The sequence below is a fragment of the Achromobacter sp. HZ34 genome, assembly GCF_002209485.1.
Taxonomy (GTDB): Bacteria; Pseudomonadota; Gammaproteobacteria; order Burkholderiales; family Burkholderiaceae_B; genus Bordetella_C.
The window spans coordinates 333,977-349,804 of the sequence record NZ_NJIX01000003.1 but is presented as its reverse complement, the minus strand read 5'-3'; the positions used below and the strand labels follow the sequence as shown (position 1 = coordinate 349,804).

General features: G+C 66.2%; 15 protein-coding genes. 4 read left to right on the top strand and 11 right to left on the bottom strand.

The annotated features are described in order from the left end of the window. The first annotated feature begins 59 nt into the window (after positions 1 to 59). The 3 genes from CEY05_RS13740 (at position 60) to CEY05_RS13730 (ending at position 3,622) form a co-directional block, all read left to right on the top strand. A complete protein-coding gene (locus CEY05_RS13740) occupies positions 60 to 1,535 on the top strand; it encodes an aldehyde dehydrogenase (RefSeq protein WP_369825954.1) in 1,476 nt (491 codons plus the stop codon). Positions 1,536 to 1,646: 111 nt separating this feature from the next. After that, positions 1,647 to 2,693 (top strand): tripartite tricarboxylate transporter substrate binding protein, encoded by a 1,047-nt coding sequence (locus CEY05_RS13735; RefSeq protein WP_233161517.1) that lies wholly within the window; start codon positions 1,647 to 1,649, stop codon positions 2,691 to 2,693. Positions 2,694 to 2,719: 26 nt separating this feature from the next. After that, positions 2,720 to 3,622, top strand: coding sequence for an NAD(P)-dependent oxidoreductase (locus CEY05_RS13730; protein WP_088598884.1), 903 nt, complete (start codon positions 2,720 to 2,722; stop codon positions 3,620 to 3,622). On the opposite strand, the gene CEY05_RS13725 is transcribed toward CEY05_RS13730, so the two are convergent. The 11 genes from CEY05_RS13725 to CEY05_RS13675 form a co-directional block, all read right to left on the bottom strand. Then, complete coding sequence (locus CEY05_RS13725; protein WP_088598883.1) at positions 3,619 to 4,512, bottom strand: LysR family transcriptional regulator; 894 nt, start codon at positions 4,510 to 4,512, stop codon at positions 3,619 to 3,621. The two genes, CEY05_RS13730 and CEY05_RS13725, sit on opposite strands and share 4 nt — an antisense overlap. Positions 4,513 to 4,566: 54 nt before the next feature. Then, positions 4,567 to 5,973, bottom strand: coding sequence for an MmgE/PrpD family protein (locus CEY05_RS13720; protein ID WP_088598882.1), 1,407 nt, complete (start codon positions 5,971 to 5,973; stop codon positions 4,567 to 4,569). 100 nt (positions 5,974 to 6,073) lie between these two features. Next, on the bottom strand, positions 6,074 to 6,874 hold the full coding sequence (locus CEY05_RS13715; RefSeq protein WP_088599217.1) for an N-acyl homoserine lactonase family protein: 801 nt from the start codon (positions 6,872 to 6,874) through the stop codon (positions 6,074 to 6,076). A 153-nt stretch (positions 6,875 to 7,027) separates the two neighbouring features. Next, complete coding sequence (locus CEY05_RS13710) at positions 7,028 to 7,741, bottom strand: ABC transporter ATP-binding protein (protein ID WP_088598881.1); 714 nt, start codon at positions 7,739 to 7,741, stop codon at positions 7,028 to 7,030. Then, positions 7,728 to 8,507, bottom strand: coding sequence for an ABC transporter ATP-binding protein (locus CEY05_RS13705; protein WP_088598880.1), 780 nt, complete (start codon positions 8,505 to 8,507; stop codon positions 7,728 to 7,730). The genes CEY05_RS13710 and CEY05_RS13705 overlap by 14 nt, the downstream gene beginning before the upstream one ends. Further along, complete coding sequence (locus tag CEY05_RS13700; protein WP_088598879.1) at positions 8,504 to 9,517, bottom strand: branched-chain amino acid ABC transporter permease; 1,014 nt, start codon at positions 9,515 to 9,517, stop codon at positions 8,504 to 8,506. Before CEY05_RS13700 ends, CEY05_RS13705 begins: the two co-directional genes overlap by 4 nt. A 1-nt stretch (position 9,518) precedes the next feature. Continuing rightward, complete coding sequence (locus CEY05_RS13695; protein WP_088598878.1) at positions 9,519 to 10,388, bottom strand: branched-chain amino acid ABC transporter permease; 870 nt, start codon at positions 10,386 to 10,388, stop codon at positions 9,519 to 9,521. Between the two features lie 5 nt (positions 10,389 to 10,393). Continuing rightward, on the bottom strand, positions 10,394 to 11,566 hold the full coding sequence (locus tag CEY05_RS13690) for an ABC transporter substrate-binding protein (protein ID WP_233161516.1): 1,173 nt from the start codon (positions 11,564 to 11,566) through the stop codon (positions 10,394 to 10,396). Between the two features lie 118 nt (positions 11,567 to 11,684). Then, the gene (locus CEY05_RS13685; RefSeq protein ID WP_088598877.1) at positions 11,685 to 12,008 is read right to left on the bottom strand and encodes a DUF4387 domain-containing protein; all 324 of its coding nucleotides are present in this window, start codon (positions 12,006 to 12,008) and stop codon (positions 11,685 to 11,687) included. 8 nt (positions 12,009 to 12,016) lie between these two features. Beyond that, positions 12,017 to 13,381, bottom strand: coding sequence for an acyclic terpene utilization AtuA family protein (locus CEY05_RS13680; RefSeq protein ID WP_233161515.1), 1,365 nt, complete (start codon positions 13,379 to 13,381; stop codon positions 12,017 to 12,019). A 9-nt stretch (positions 13,382 to 13,390) separates the two neighbouring features. Then, positions 13,391 to 14,752 carry an LLM class flavin-dependent oxidoreductase gene (locus CEY05_RS13675; RefSeq protein WP_088598876.1) on the bottom strand — a complete coding sequence of 454 codons (1,362 nt, stop codon included), beginning with the start codon at positions 14,750 to 14,752 and terminating at the stop codon, positions 13,391 to 13,393. Positions 14,753 to 14,859: 107 nt separating this feature from the next. Here CEY05_RS13675 and CEY05_RS13670 point away from each other — a divergent pair, with 107 nt between their 5' ends. Then, positions 14,860 to 15,795: a LysR family transcriptional regulator gene (locus tag CEY05_RS13670; protein WP_088598875.1), complete on the top strand. Its 936-nt coding sequence runs from the start codon at positions 14,860 to 14,862 to the stop codon at positions 15,793 to 15,795. The last annotated feature ends 33 nt before the right edge of the window (positions 15,796 to 15,828 follow it).

Below are 15,828 nucleotides of genomic sequence, written 5' to 3'. Positions count from 1 at the left end.
CCTACACTGCTTTTGCCGCTCAAGACGGCATGAAAAACGCAAGGCAGGAGACAGGCGTGATACAGAAGTATTCCCTCTACATAGATGGCGCACGCGTGCCCGCCACGGGCGGCCGCGTACTGCAAAGCACCAATCCCTATACCGGCGCCGTGTGGGCCGAGATTCCCGATGCCGGCGCCCAGGACGTGGCTGCCGCGGTCGCCGCCGCCAACCGCGCGTTCGAACGCGAGTGGCGCCATACTCCCGGCATCAAGCGCGCCGCCCTGATGTTGAAGCTGGCGGGCTTGATCGAGAAAGATGCCGAGCGCATGTCGCGCATCGAAAGCACCGACAACGGCAAGATCGTGCGCGAGACTCGGCCGCAGATGCTGTGGGTGGGCCGGCAACTGCGTTACTTCGCCGGTTATGCGGACAAGCTGTTCGGCCAGCAGGTGCCGGTGGACCAGCCTGACGTCATGGACTACCTGACCTTGGAGCCCTATGGCGTGGCTGCCTTGATCACGGCATGGAATTCACCGCTGGCCTTGCTGGCCAACAAGCTGGCACCGGCATTGGCGGCGGGCAACTGCGTGGTGGTCAAGCCTTCCGAGCACGCGTCGGCCTCGACCCTGGAGTTCGCGGCGCTGGTGGAAGAAGCCGGCTTTCCGGCGGGCGTGTTCAACGTGGTCACCGGCGGCGCGGATACGGGCCGCGCGCTGGTGGAAGACCCTGGCGTGGCCCTGGTCAGCTTCACGGGCAGCCCTGGCGTGGGCCGCGAGATCGCCGCCATGGCGGGGCGCCGCCTGGTGCCGGTCAAGCTGGAACTGGGCGGCAAGTCGCCCAACATCATCTTCGACGATGCGGACCTGGATCGCGCCGTGGTGGGCGCCCTTGCGGGCATCTTCGGTGCCACCGGACAGACCTGCGTCGCCGGTTCGCGCCTGCTGGTGCAGCGCAAGGTGCTGGACGAAGTGGTCAAGCGCCTGGCCGAACGCGCACCGCGCATACGCATGGGCGATCCCCTGGACCCCGCCACGGAAATGGGCACGGTGGCCAACGAGCCGCAATTCCGCCGCATCCTGGCGGCGATAGACAGCGCCAAGGAAGCCGGCGCGCGTCTGGTCACGGGCGGTGGCCGGGCCCAGGGCGAAGGCCTGGGCGAGGGTTACTTCATCCAGCCGACCATCTTCTCCGACGTGGACAACGCCAGCCATCTGGCGCAGGAAGAAATCTTCGGACCGGTGCTGGCCATCATTCCCTTCGATACCGAGGAAGAGGCGATAAGGCTGGCCAACGACAGCCGCTACGGCCTGGCCGCCGGCCTGTGGACGCGCGACCTGGCGCGCGCCATGCGCGTGTCGCGTTCGCTGCTGGCGGGGTCGGTGTGGGTCAATACCTATCGGGCCCTGGCGGCCGGCGCACCCTTCGGCGGCTTCAAGGAGTCCGGCATCGGCCGCGAACGAGGTGAAGCAGGCCTGCGCGAATACCTGACCACGCGCAACGTGATGATCGACTATTCGACCGAAGTACGGGACCCGTTCGCGATCCGGACATAAGCGTCAGGCGGCAGGCCGGGGCCGACGCAGCCGACCCGGGCAGCGCGGCTGCTCGGGTCCGCGTCGTCGCTTCGAAGTCGTCGTGCCAACGTAGAAAAAAAGGAGACAGACATGGGAGACAAGACTATGCAAAAAAACACGGCGCCGGTGCCTGGCGCGGGCCGACGCGCATGGATGCAGCGCGCACTGATACTGGGTGGCGCCGCCATGTTCGGCACGGGCGCCGCCACGCGCGCCATGGCGGCCGCCGCCGATACCGCCTGGCCCATCGGGCCGATCCGCCTGGTGGTGCCCTTCCCGCCGGGCGGCTCGGTCGATACCGTCGCACGCACCCTGGGCCCGCAACTGGCGACGCAACTGGGGCAATCCGTCATCATCGAGAACCGGCCCGGCGCCAGCAGCGTGATGGGCGCCCAGCACGTCAAGCAGTCCAAGCCGGACGGCTACACCATCCTGCTGAATGCCTCGCTGCAAGTGGCCAATCCGGTGCTGCTGACGACGGCCACCTACGATGCCTTGAACGACTTCGTGCCGATCACCGAGATCGGCGCGCAGCCGCAACTGGTGGTGGTGCGGGCCGACGGCCCGTACAAGACGATGGCCGACCTGGTGGACGATGCGCGCAAGCGTCCGCGCCACGTCACGTGGGCCATCGCTGCCTTCGGCGCGGCGGGCCACCTGGCCTGCGCCCTGGTCAACGTGCAGGCCCAGGTCGACATGCCCATCATTCCGTACAAGGGCGGAGGCCCGGCCTTGATGGATGTGATGGGCGGACACGTGTCGGCCCAGATCGAGCCCATGGCGTCGGCCTATCCGCATGTCCAGGCCGGCAAGCTGCGGGCGCTGGCCGTGACCAGCGCGCAGCGGCTGGCTTCCCTGCCGGACGTCCCCACCGTGGCGGAAAGCGGCTTTCCGGGCTTCGACATGCCCAGCTGGTACGGCTTGTGGGCACCGGCGGGCACGGCGCGCGCCATCGTCGACAAGGTGCAGGCCGAAACGGCCAAGGCGCTGAAAGTGCCGACGGTAGCGGAAAAGCTGGCCGCCATTTCCTTCATTCCCATGGGCACTTCGCCGGAGGACTTCGCCAAGTATTCGGCGAGTGAACTGGACAAGTACCGCGACCTGATCAACAAGGCGCATATCAAGGCGGACGCCTGATACGCCGTCAAGCTGGAGCAGACAGTATGAGCAAGTACAAGACTCTTGGATTCATCGGCCTGGGCGTCATGGGCGAGCCCATGTGCAACAACCTGGTGCGCAAGGCGGGCCTGCCGGTGCATATCTTCGATATGAACGCTGAGGTGGTGGGGCGCGTGGCGGCCAACGGCGGCAAGCCCGAGGCCTCGGCGGCCGAGGTCGGCGCCAAGGCCGACGTGGTGTTCCTGTCGCTGCCGTCCATCGAGCAGGTGGAGCCGGTGGCGCGCGCCCTTGTGCAGGGCCCGCGCAAGCCGTCCATGATCGTCGACATGAGCACCAGCGATGTGGCGCGCAGCCGTGCGCTGGCAGCCGAACTGAAGGCGCAGGGCGTCGAGTTCGTCGACGCGCCGGTGGCGCGCACGGCGGAAGCGGCGGTCAAGGGCACGCTGCTGATCAGCGTGGGCGGCAGCGATGCCGCCTATGAAACGCTGAAGCCGCTGCTGTCCTGCATGGGCTCGGATGTGCTGCATTGCGGTGACACGGGTTGCGGCCAGATCGTCAAGATCCTCAACAACATGATGGTCTTCATGACGGTCAATGCCCTGTCCGAAGTGCTGACCATAGGCCGGCGGGCGGGCATGGATGGCGAGCGGCTGTTCGAGTTGCTGTCGGGCGGCTCGGCGGACAGCTTCGCGCTGCGCAACCACGGCATGAAGTCGCTGGCCAAGGACAGCTTCCCGGAGAAGGTGTTCCCCATGGTCTATGCCATCAAGGACGCCAGCCTGGCCTTGTCGCTGGCGAAGTCCGGCTCGTTCCAGCCGCGCATCGCCCAGTACACGCATGACACCATGTGCCAGGCGCGCGATGCGGGCTTCGTCAACAACTACCATCCCGCCGTGGTGCAGTTGATCGATGGCCGGGTGGCGCCCAAGCAGGCGTTGAAGGTCTAGTCGTCGTCCGGCGCCAGGCGCGGCAGGATGTCGCGCGCGATCTTGAGCGTGAGCTCGGACGCGTGCTTTTCGCTCCAGATCGCTTCCATGCGCACCTGCCCGGCAGTCGCCGGCAGGTCGCGGAAGCGTACGCCGGGATAAGCGCTGGACGCATAGGAGCGCGGCACCAGCGCCACGCCGAAGCCCAGCCGCACCATCTGGAAGATGGTCAGGGGACTACGCGCGGTGTGTTTGAACGACGGGCTGAAGCCCGCCTCATAGCAGCTGGCGACGATGGCATCGAAGACGGTGGGACCATGCTCGCGCGCCAGGGCGATCATGGGCTGGTCGGCCAGGTCAGCCAGCGTGAAGTCGGCTTTGTCGGCCAACGCATGCTCTTGCGGCAGCACCGCCATATAGTGTTCACGATAGACGGGCAGGCGCATCAGCTTGCTGCGGTCCGGGCGGATGTGCACCAGGCCGATGTCCAGCTGCCCGTGGCTGACCGCCGTGACCTGGTCCTGCGATTGCATGTCGCTGACAGAGATCTCCACCCGGGGATAGCGTTCGCGCACCATCTGGATGAAGGTGGGCAGCACGTGGAACAGGGCCGACGTCGCCACGCCCAGGCGCAGCACGCCGGCGTCGCTTTGGGCGGCGCGCACCGTGGCGCTGACGGCGGTTTTCATCTGTCCCAGCAGCAGCCGGCTTTCGCGCAGGAATACCGCGCCCGCATCGGTCAGCTTGACCTCGCGACGGGTGCGGTGGAATAGCTGCACGCCGATGTCTTCCTCCAGCAGTTTGATGTGCTGCGACAGCGGCGGCTGGGACATGTGCAGCCGCTCGGCGGCGCGGCTGAAACTCAGTTCTTCCGCGACCATGACGAAATAGCGCAGTTGTCTCATGTCCATGGGGTGTCCCGTGATTCTGGTTATGGACCGGAGAATAACTGAAGCGGCTGGCTGCTATCCGCCCAACGCGCGCGCCACGGTACGCACAGGCGTGTCCAGGCCGGCTGCCAGCAGTGTATCCAGCACGGCCTGGGTGCGATCCTTGGGCAGGACCAGGCTGGCATTGGCGCGGAACTTGGCGGCGATATCGTCCAGCCCCAGGGCCCGGGCGCCGCTGCCCAGGTTCATGGGGACGTGCTGATGCAGCTTGCTGCCCGTTTCCAGTTCCACGGTCACCGCGCCCGAGAAATACTTGGGGAACTCGGTGTCTTGCTGCTTCACGCAATCCACCTTGGCGGCCAGCGCCAGGATGGCCGGATCCGCCAGGCTGGCGTCATCGAGTTCCGACAAGGCGAACTGGCCGCGCAGCAGGCAGGCCGCCACCACGAATTGCGTGCTGAACTTGGCTTCGTAGTCCGACCGCGGCACGCGCTTGGCGGCGGCGGGTTCCGCCACGATGGGCAGCGTGGCTTCCGGCACTTCGCAAACGACGCGGCGGATCCGGGACGGATCGCCGATCTGGGCATGCAGCTTCACGCCCGCCTCGGCGCAGCCATGGATGAAATGGCAGACCGGGTAAGGCTTGATCGACGTATCGAGCAAGGTCCATTCGTGGCCCAGGTCGCGGATGATGGATTCCGTGTCGACGGTGCCCGCACGGTCCTGCATGTGGGTGTCGAAGAAGCCGAATTTTCCTTCATACGGGCGATCGGGCCCGTGGAAGCCGGCCTGCACCATCTGCGCCGCGGTGATGCCGGCCAGCGCGCCCCAACCGGGGTGCATGCGCTTGGTCCAGGCGCCGTTCTCCAGGAAGACCTGCACCCCGGCGGCCGTGCTGGCGGCCACGCCTTGGACCGCGACGATCTGGTCTGCGTTCAGGCCCAGCAGCTTGCCGGCGATGACGGCCGCGCTGAAGTGCGATACCAGGCCGGTGGCATGGAAGCCGGCGTGATGGAAGCCGCCCTTGACGGCACGGCCCAGGCGGATGCACGTCTCCATGCCGGCCGCATAGGCGGCCAGCAGGTCGCCCCAGGACGCATCGACGACTTCAGCCATGGCCAGGGCGGCGGGCAGGCAGGCGACGGTGGGGTGGACGATGCTGCCCGGGTGGGTGTCGTCGAAGTCCAGGCCGTGGATCAGGTAGCCATTGGACAGCGCGGCGTCGCGTGGCTGCAGGCGTTCGGCGCCGCCGATCACCGTGGCGGTGCCGGGCGCGCCGGCGGCGCGGAAGCCGGCCAGGCCGGGCGCCGCGAAGGGAAAGTGGCGCGACGCGTAGGCCAGGCCGATGGCGTCGATGATATGGAGCAGGGATTTGGTCCGCACGTCTTCCGGCAGGTCGGCGGGACGCAACGCATGGGCGAAGCGGGCCAGGCCGAGGGCCAGGTTGGAGGACGGGACGGGCAGTTGGGAAGCACTGTGCATGGCGATCTCGGAATGCGTTGGAGAGCAGCAAAAAGGGCAATGAAACGGGCGTACGAAAACAGCTGAAACGAAGAAGGGCGGCCGGGCGGACGCCGCGGCCTCAAGCCGTCTTGCAAGCTGGAGTCTCGCAAGCTGAAGCCTCGAAAGCCGCGGTCTTGGGCGCCTCGTGCAAGACAGCGATCGCTGCCTGGGTGCCCGGTACGCGGGGATAGCGCTCCAGCACCTGCGGGTCATGCCCCGGCACGAAATGATCGGGGCTGTCGGCCAGCTTCATCAATCGGGTGTGACCCGCAAGCATGGCCGCCACGTCCACCACCACGGGGAAGGGCAGGCGGCGCGTCACGTTGTCGTAGTAGTGGGCGGCGTCGGACGCCAGGATCACCCAGCCGCGCGCCGTGTGGACGCGCACGGCCTGCAGCCCTCGGGTATGGCCGCCGATCAGCAGCAGCTCGATGCCGGGGGCGAAGGTGTCGTCGCCCTCATGGAACACCACCCGGTCATCGTAGACGCGGCGCACGAAGTCGCACACGTCCTCGACGGCGAAAGCGCGGCGCAGCATGGGTTCGCACATGCAGCGGCCCGTGGCGAAGGCGGCTTCGGCGTCCTGCAGGTGGAAGGTGGCATTGGGCAGCTTGTCCAGGTTGCCGGCGTGGTCCCAATGCAGGTGGGTCAGGATGACGTCGCGGATCTGGTCGGGGGCAATGTCCAGCTGGCGCAAGGCATCGATGGGACAGCATTCGAGGGGCCGGCCGCGTGCGCGGGAACCGCGTTCGCCGAAGCCGGTGTCGACCAGTATCACCTGGTCGCCATTGCGGATCACCCAGACGAAGAAGTCCATGTTGACGACGCCGTCGTGCTCGTCGCCGCCCAGGATGAAGTTCTCCGGGCCGCGCCGCTGCATGGTGGCGTAGCGCAGGGCATAGACTTCGTACTCGGGCAGATCGGGGGCGTTGCGTTGCAAGGTTGTCTCCTGTTTTTTGGTCTTTTCAATGCGGGGCGCACCGGAAGCATTCGGCGCAGTGGTCGCCGCCAGCGCGCGCTGGCGCACTACGTCTCACGCTCCCAGATAGGACTTGCGCACGAAATCATCGGCCAGCAGCTGTTCCCCCGTCCCGGTCTGCATGATGGCACCCTGTTCCAGTACATAGGCGCGATGCGAAAGGCGCAGGGCCAGGCGGGCGTTCTGTTCAACCAGGATGATGGACAAGCCGGTTTCCCGATTCAGTATCTGGATGGCGTCGGCGATTTCGGCGATCACCTTGGGTGCCAGGCCCAGCGAAGGCTCGTCCAGCATCAGCAGGCGCGGCTGCGCCATCAAGGCGCGGCCGATGGCCACCATCTGCTGCTCGCCGCCGGACAGCGAGCCGGCCATCTGGCCGCGCCGCTCGGCCACGCGCGGGAACAGGGTATAGACGTGGTCCATGGCCCGCTGGCGCGTGCTGGCGTTGCGCACGGCGTGCGCGCCGACCTGCAGGTTCTCCAGCACGGTCATGCGCGGGAACAGGCGCCGCCCTTCGGGCGACAGGGCGATGCCGCGTTGCACGCGCGCCGCCGCCGGCAATTGGGCGATGGGCTCGTCATTCAAGGTGAGCGTGCCGCCGGCGGGCAGCTTCAGGCCCATCAAGGCTTTCAGCGTGGACGACTTGCCGGCGCCGTTGGAACCGACCAGCGCCACGATCTCGCCCTGGTTGACGTCGAAGGAAATGCCATGGACGGCCTCCAGCGGTCCATAGCGCACCGCAAGCTGGCGGGCTTCAAGCATGGGCATAATCGGGGGCTCCCAGGTAGGCTTCGATCACGGCGGGATTGGCGCGGATGTTGGCGGGGGTGTCGTCGGCGATCTTGCGCCCATGCACCAGCACCACGATGCGCTGGCACAGGTCCATCACCAAGGCCATGTGGTGCTCGACCAGCAGGATGGACAGTTTGCGTTCCCGTTGCAGCTGCTTGAGCAGGCGGCCGAATTCGGCGCACTCTTCACCGTTGAGTCCGGCGGCGGGTTCGTCCATGAGCAGCAGGTCGGGCCGCGTGGCGATACCCACGGCCACGCCCAGCTTCTTCTGGTGGCCATACGACAGGCCGCCGGCAACGACGTCGCGATACGGGCCCAGGCCGGTCAACTCCAGGACTTCCTCGACTTCGTTGGCCGCCGCTGCCAGGGCCTGGCGGCGCGTGCCGGTGGGCAGGATCTGGGTCCAGATCGAGCCCGGCAAGGTCGACAGCGCGCCCCGCTGGATGTTCTCGGCGACGGTGGCCGTGGGATAGACGGCCGTCGACTGGAAGGTACGCGCCAGGCCGTGGCGCACCACGCGGCTGGGCGCCAGGCCGGTGATGTCGCGCCCGTGCAGGTGGACCTGGCCGGCGCTGGGCCGCAGCGTGCCGCTGATCAGGTTGAATGCCGTGCTCTTGCCGGCGCCGTTGGGTCCGATCAGGCCGACCACTTCGTCACGGCCGACATCGAAGGTCAGTTCGGAGACGGCCTTCAGGCCGCCGAAATTGCGGCTCAGTTCGCGCACTTCGAGCATCGCGCTCATGCTTTGCCTCCCTGTGGTTTTTCTTTTTTTTGCGCGGTGCGCGAACGGAACAGACTGGCCAGGCCCTGCGGCAGGAACCGCAGCATCAGGATCAGCGCCGCGCCGTAGAAGATATTCTGCGTCTCTACCGCGCCGCGGAACAGTTCCGGCAGCGGCGTCATGATCAGCGCGCCAATGACCGGTCCCAACAGATAGCGGCGGCCGCCCACCACCATCATGATGATCAGGGCCAGCGACAGGTGCATGCTGAAGCCTTCGGGCGACACGTAGCGCAGGTAATGTGCCGTCAGCGCCCCGCCCAGCCCCGCCAGCGCGCTGCCCAGGGTGAAGGCGTAGCGCTGCGTGCCGCGCACGCTGATGCCGGTGGCTTCGGCCAGTTGCGGGTTTTCTCCCACCGCGTCGATGGCGTGGCCCGCCGGCGAGCGATAGAGGGTATGCAGCAGCCAGATGACCCCGGCCGCGCACGCCAGCGCCAACACGTAGAAGCCGGTCTTGTAGTCCAGCACGTGGCCCAGCACCGCGGCGGGCGGCACGCCCGTGATGCCGTTGGCACCGCCGGTGACGCTGTCGCCCTCCAGCAGGACCAGGCGCACGAACTCGCCGAAGGCGAAGGTGAGCAGCACGAAGTACACGCCCGTCAGCCGCAACATGACGGTGCCCAGCAGAAAGGCGAACACGCCCGCCACCACCATTGCCGCGATGGCGCCCAGCAGGAAAGGCTGACCCAGGCCCAGGACGACCAGCACCGATACATAGGCGCCGATGCCGGCGAAGGCGCCATGGCACAGGGATACCTGGCCCGCGCGCGCCAGCAGGGACAGGCCGCTGACCAACACTATGTTGATGCAGATCTGGATGGCCATGTGCAGGGTGAAGTCCTTGCCGATGGCCAGCGGCAGGATCGCCAGGGCCAGCAGGACCAGGGTGCCCAACAGGGACCAGGGCTTGCGCCGTGAGGTGGGCGGCGCGGCGGGCGCCGCGGTCGCCAGCAGAACTTTGCCGTCTTGCATGTCAGGCCTCCGAACGGCCGAACAGTCCGGTCGGGCGGACGATGAGCATGGCCATGACGAGTACGAAAATCAGGATTTCAGCGATGCTGTTGCTCATGAACGTGCTGGTCACGCTTTCCGCGAGGCCCAGCAGCAGGCTGGCCAGTGCCGCCCCGGGAATGCTGCCCAGCCCGCCAAGAATGACCACCACGAAGGCCTTGAGCAGCGGCGTGGCGCCGATGAAGGGCGATACCGAAAACAGCGGCGCCATCAGCGCGCCGGCGATGGCCGCCAGGCCGACGCCGATGCCGAAACCCAGGGGATACATGATGCGGGTGCGTATCCCCTGGGCGGCGGCGATCTCGGTGTCCTGCACCACCGCGCGCAGGGCGCGGCCGGTGCGGGTATGGCCCAGGAACAGATACAGGGCCAGCAGTACCGCCAGGGAAAAACCGACCACGTACAGCCTGGACATCGGCACCACGACGGCGCCCAGCGTGATGGCGCCGTCGGCCACGGCCGGCATGAACTGCGAGTCCGGGCCGTACAGGATCAGGGCGCCGGCCTGCAGGATCATCGCCAGCCCGATGGTGGCGATCATGCCGTTCAGTTCGTCGTGGCGGAAGGGCTTGAGCACCACTTCCTCCACCACCCATCCCACGGCAACGGCGAACAGGAACGCCAGCGCCACCGCCGCGATGAAGGGCAACTCATAGTGCGAGACCAGGATGTAGGCGGCGAACGCGCCCAGCATGTAGAACTCGCCATGAGCGAAGTTGACGATGCGCATCACGCCGAAGACGAGGGTGAAGCCCACCGCCATCAGCAGATACAGCAGGCCGATGATCAGGCCGTTGACGAGCGCCTGTGCGAGTAAAGTGGACGTGGTCATGGCGGTCACTTCACATCGACGCACTGCTCGACATTGCAGCGGGCGCGCACCACTTCGACACCGTCCTTCACTTCAGAGATGAAGAAGGGCGATTCGATCTGGTGATCGATGCCGTACTTCTCCTTGCCGCCCCAGTTCAGCTTGCCCTGGATGCCGGGATAGTCCTTGATCGCTGCCAGGGCGTTGCGCACCTTCTCCGAGTCGGTCACCGTGCCGGCGTCATGCATGGCCTTGAACAGCATGTGGGTGCCGTCGTAGAAGGCCGGGCTGAAGCCGTTCATCTTCTTGTTGTATTTCTTCTGGTAGCGCTGGGCATAGTCGGCCACCGCCTTGTTGTCCGGGTCGGTCAGCGAGCTGACCATCATCCCTTCGGTGGCGGCCTTCCCGGCTACGGCGACGATTTCCGGGGTGGCGGGGCCACCGTTGCGCACGATCGGACCCTTGAAGCCCAGTTCGCGCGCCTGCTTGACGATCATCCCCCCAGTAGCGGGCGAGTTGCCGTTGAGGTCGATGGCGTCGATGCCGGCCGCCATCATGCGGGTCAGCAGCGGCACCATGTCCACGCGTTGGCGTTCGAAGAATTCCTTGGAAGACAGCGACGCGCCGGCCTTGGTGTAGGCCTTGTCCAGGTCGCGCGCGATCTGCTGGCCCGACTCGTCGTTGGGGAACAGGGCGCCGACCTTTTTCAGGTTGTAGTGCTTGACCAGCCAGGCGATGGACGGATACGAGGTTTCCTCGGTGGTCAGGTTGGGGCGGAAGGAGTAGGGCTTTTCCGGGCTCAGGGCCTTGGCGGTGAAGCCCAGCGTCATGATGATGACCTTGCCGGGTTCGGTCACGGGCTGCACGGCCAGGGCGGGCGCCGAGCCCATGGGACCGATGATGTACTTGACCCCATCGTCGGACATCAGGCGGTTGGTGGCGGTGACGGCGTCGCCCGACTGGTATTTGTCGTCATAGGGCACCAGCTGGACCTTGTAGCGCTTGCCGGCCACCTCCAGGCCGCCCTTGGCGTTGACATCGTCAGCCGCCAGTTCCGCGCCATACAGCAATGCCTGGCCCCAGGCGGCACCGGGGCCGGACAGGGTGACGACGGCGCCGATTTTCAGCGTTTCCTCCGCGTGCACGGGCGTGGCCAGGAACAGGGCGGCGGGGATCAATGCCATGCAGATCGATTTCATGTTGTCTCCTTGGTTTTATTCGCTGTTTTTTATTCGTTCGTGCTACTGACGTTTCAGGCTTCAGGCGCCGGCGTTATCCGTGCCGGCCCGGTGTGGAGCGCCGCGCGCGCTCCGGTCTCTATGCCGCGATGTCCAGCGGGATCTCGATATCCAGCAGCGGCGCATGCTGCTGTGCGCCATAGACGTCGGTGTCGCCGACAGCGCCCGACGCGATGCGGCGCGGCAGCGTCGCCTTCCAGGCCAGCGCCGGCGCGTATTCGGTGAACAGGATGTCCGCCTCGGCCACGCCATACAGCTGGGCGATCAGCGCGGCGTTGATGACGCCGGTCTCGCGCACCTGTTCGAACAGGGCCGGCTTGTCGAACATGATGTCCAGGGTGATGTGGAAAGGCCCGGCATTCTTGCTTTTGCACGCTTTGGCGATGTGCTTGAGCTTGACCATGGTGTCTCCTAGACGTCCTCGTAGCGGATGGGGAACATGCGCAGGGGATCGTCGATTTCAATGACGTGCTGCAGCATGAATTCGTAGATGGCTCCGCGTTCGATGTCCGACGGGGAGAAGGGGAAAGCCATATTCCCTTCACGGCACATGCGGCCCGGGAAGTCGGAGTGCAGCAGGGTGACGCGTGCCAGCGACAGGGCGGCGTTGGCGATGTCCTGCGTGCGGGCCACCACCTCGGCGATGATGGCCACTTCCGTGGGCGCGTCGTCCGGATGCGGTTCCCAGGCGCCCATGACGCCGTCGCGGCCGTACAGGCGCAGCACCAGCTGGTAATCCTCGGTGGCGATGCCCAGGGCCTTGACCTTGGTGGCGGTCGACTCGCGCACGAAGTCCATGAAGGTGTCGATCTGTCCGATCAGCCCGGGGTCGCGCGTGGCGGCGATGGCGATGGCGCTGTAGCCGGCCAGGCGCGCACCCTCCAGCTTGATGGAGTAGGGCCGTTCGGACCAGCGCATGCCGGTGATGCGCACGCGGCGATCGGTCAGCGCCTTGATGCGGCAGTCGCTGGAATCGACCACGCCGCCCGGCTCGTAACGGATGATGGGGCTGGCGTTTTCGTGCAGCGCCTGCACGGCCACCGACAAGGGCGTGCAGCGCAGTTCGGGGTTGAGCGGTTCGGTTTCGACGTAGTCCTCGCCCACCGTCACCATCAGGCAGTCGTGCTTCTTGGGGATGGCCGCGTTGCAGGCGCATTCCAGGATCTTGCCGGCATACCAGGCGGGAGCGGGGGGCAGGCCGTGGTGCATGGCCAGGGCGGCCCACGGCGCCGGGTCGGTACCGCGCCCGCCCAGTATCACCTGGGCGCCGGCCTGCAGCGCGGCGAGGTAGGGTTCGGGCCCCATCATGCCGACCACGCGCACGGCTTCCTTGAGATCGGCCGCGCGCAACTCGGGCGCGTTGTTCAGCGGTTTGATGCGGCCGGCCTCCAGCTGTTCCAGCAGGAAGCCCTGTTCCTGTTCGGCTTCGATCAGGGCCATCTTGAAATGCAGGCCATGTTCGGCGGCCACTTCCCGGATGATGTCGGCGCAGGCCGCCAGGTGCGGCGTGCCGCCGGCGCCGCCGCAGGTACCCACCATCATCGGAATGCCGTTGGCGATGGCACCGCGCAGCAGCAGCCCCAGGTCGCGCTTCATGGCCAGATGCGAGTTCAGCGTCTTGCCCGATCCCAGGTAGTGCGGCCCGGGATCGCTGCTGCCGCCGTCCACGCCTATCATGTCCGGCTTCAGGGCCAGCGCGGCCTGCAGGGACGCTTCCGGAAACCCGTAGCCGAGGATGCCGCTGGCCGACATCATGCGCACGCTTTTGCGAGTCATGCTGTCTCCTCAGGCGCGGCCGCGCCAGTCGCCGGCGGCCGGCTTGGGCACGCCCAGGTTGCCGCGCAGGGTGGTGTCGCCGTATTCCTTGCGGAACAGGCCGCGCTTCTGCAATTCCGGCACGACCAGGCGCACGATGTCTTCATAGGTGCCGGGCACCGAGGTGCCGGACAGCACGAAGCCGTCGCAGGCGGTCTTGAACCATTCTTCCATCTGGTCGGCGACCTGCTTGCCGGTGCCGCAGAACACGGGGCCGTCGTTCAGCGTGCCGCGGCCGGAGGCCTCGACGAAATCCTTGACCGAGGGATTGCGCTTGCCGCTGACCTGCACCACCTTGTCGCGCAGGCTTTGCCACGACATCGCCGCCAGTTCCTCGTCGGTGAAGGGCTGTTCGTAGGGACGGCCGGAGAAGTCTATGTTGGACGTCTCGCCTATCATGGTCAGCCCATCGATGGGGCGCGACAGGCCGGCCACCAGGTCGCGCTGCTCGCGCGCCAGGCTCTCGGTTTCGGCGACGATGATCTTCACCTCGGCGGCGATCTTGCAACCGTTCGGATCGCGCCCCGCATTGCTTACGCCGTCCTTCAAGGCCTGGTATTGCTTCACGCCATTGGCCAGCGTGGGGTACTTCGCGAAGACCACTTCGGCCCAGCGCGCGGCGAAGGCCAGGCCGCGGCCGCTTTGGCCGGCCTGCAGGATGACGGGATGGCCTTGCTGCGAACGCGGCACGGTCAGCGGACCGCGCGAGTTGAAGAAGCGGCCCTTGTGATCCAGGCGCGTCACCATGTCGGGATCGGCGAAGTAGTTGTTTTCCTTGTCGGCGACGATGGCGCCTTCCTTCCAGGTGTCCCAATGGCCCATCACCACTTCCATGAACTCGTCCGCGCGGTCGTAGCGCAAGTCGTGCTCCAGGTGTTCCGAATGGCCGAAGTTGGCGGCTTCCGAGTCGTTCATGGAAGTGACGACGTTCCACGCGACGCGGCCCTTGGTCATCAGGTCCAGGCTGGCGAACAGGCGAGCGACGTGGAAGGGTTCGTAGTACGTGGTCGAGTAGGTGGCGCCCAGTCCCAGGCGCGAGGTGGCCATGGCCATGGCCATCAGCACCGACGTCGGTTCCAGCTTGACGGCGCGCACGCCGTGCTTGACGGTGTCGCGATGGCTGGCGCCGTAGATGTCCGGCATGGCCAGGCGATCGTCGAAGAATGCCATGTCGAACTTGCCCTCTTCCAGGGTGCGGGCGACACGTTGGTAGTATTCCGGCGACAGGTAATCGGTCATGCTTGACGGATGTCGCCAGGAACCCACATAGTTCGTGCAGTTCTGGGCTTGCATGAATGCAACCAGGGTCATTTGTCGTTGCGGCTTGGTCATGTCGTTGCTCGTTATGAGTGCGGGTGGAATGCCTGAAATTTGATAGGCAGTATTGGGTCGCATCGGGTCGAGCACAATTTCCGCGCAGTGATACATTCATAACGAACATGAATAAATCTTTGGATCCGCCCTCACTGTGCCGTCTTGAACTCGCTGAGCTGGAGACCTTTCTCTGGGTGGTGCGCGAGGGCAGTTTCAGTGTTGCAGCGCGCAAACTGCATCTGTCGCAGCCGGCGGTGACCAACCGGGTCAAGCGCCTGGAAGACAAGCTGCGTGTGAAGTTGCTGGTGCGCACCACGCGCCGTGTTGAGGCAACGCCGGATGGAGAGCGTTTGCGCGATGCAGCGGAACAGGCGGTGGCGGGCTTGCGCGAAGCGCTGCGGCATTTCCAGGTAGCGTCGGATTCCGAGCGCAATACGGTGACGGTGGCGGTGACGCCGATGTTGTCCGCCACGGTGATGCCGTCGCTGATCCATGCTTATACGGAACGCTATCCGGATGTGCGCATCGTGCTGCACGACCTGCCTTACGATCAGGTGCTGCGGGAAGTTGCCGAAGGGCGGGCCGACCTGGCGGTGGCGGCCCTGGACGGCACGCCGCGCGGCCTGCGTTTCCAGACGCTGGCGGAGGAGCCCATGCTGCTGGTGGTGCCCGCGCGCCACGCGCTGGCGGACCAGGAGGCGGTGACCATGGACATGATCCTGCCTTATCCGCTGATGATGCTGGACCGCTACAAGTCCTTGTTCAAGCGGCTCAAGGATGAATATGCGGTGCGCGGCGCGCCCTTCAGTCCGGCGACCATTGCCACGTTGCCGACGCTGCTGGGGATGATAGACGCCGGCAACGGCATCACGCTGTTGCCGCGCAGCATGGCGCAGAACAATGGCCGCCGGTCGCGGGTCACCTTGAGCATCTCCGATCTGGATGCGTCGCGGCGTTATGGCAGCCTGGTGGCCAGCAAGGCCGAACTCAACGCCGCCGCGACGAATTTCCAGGCTTACCTGCGCAAGCATTTCAAGGCGACGCTGGAAAGCATCGTGTGACCGCCAGCGCCACGGTGCTTTTATTCCCGTTCG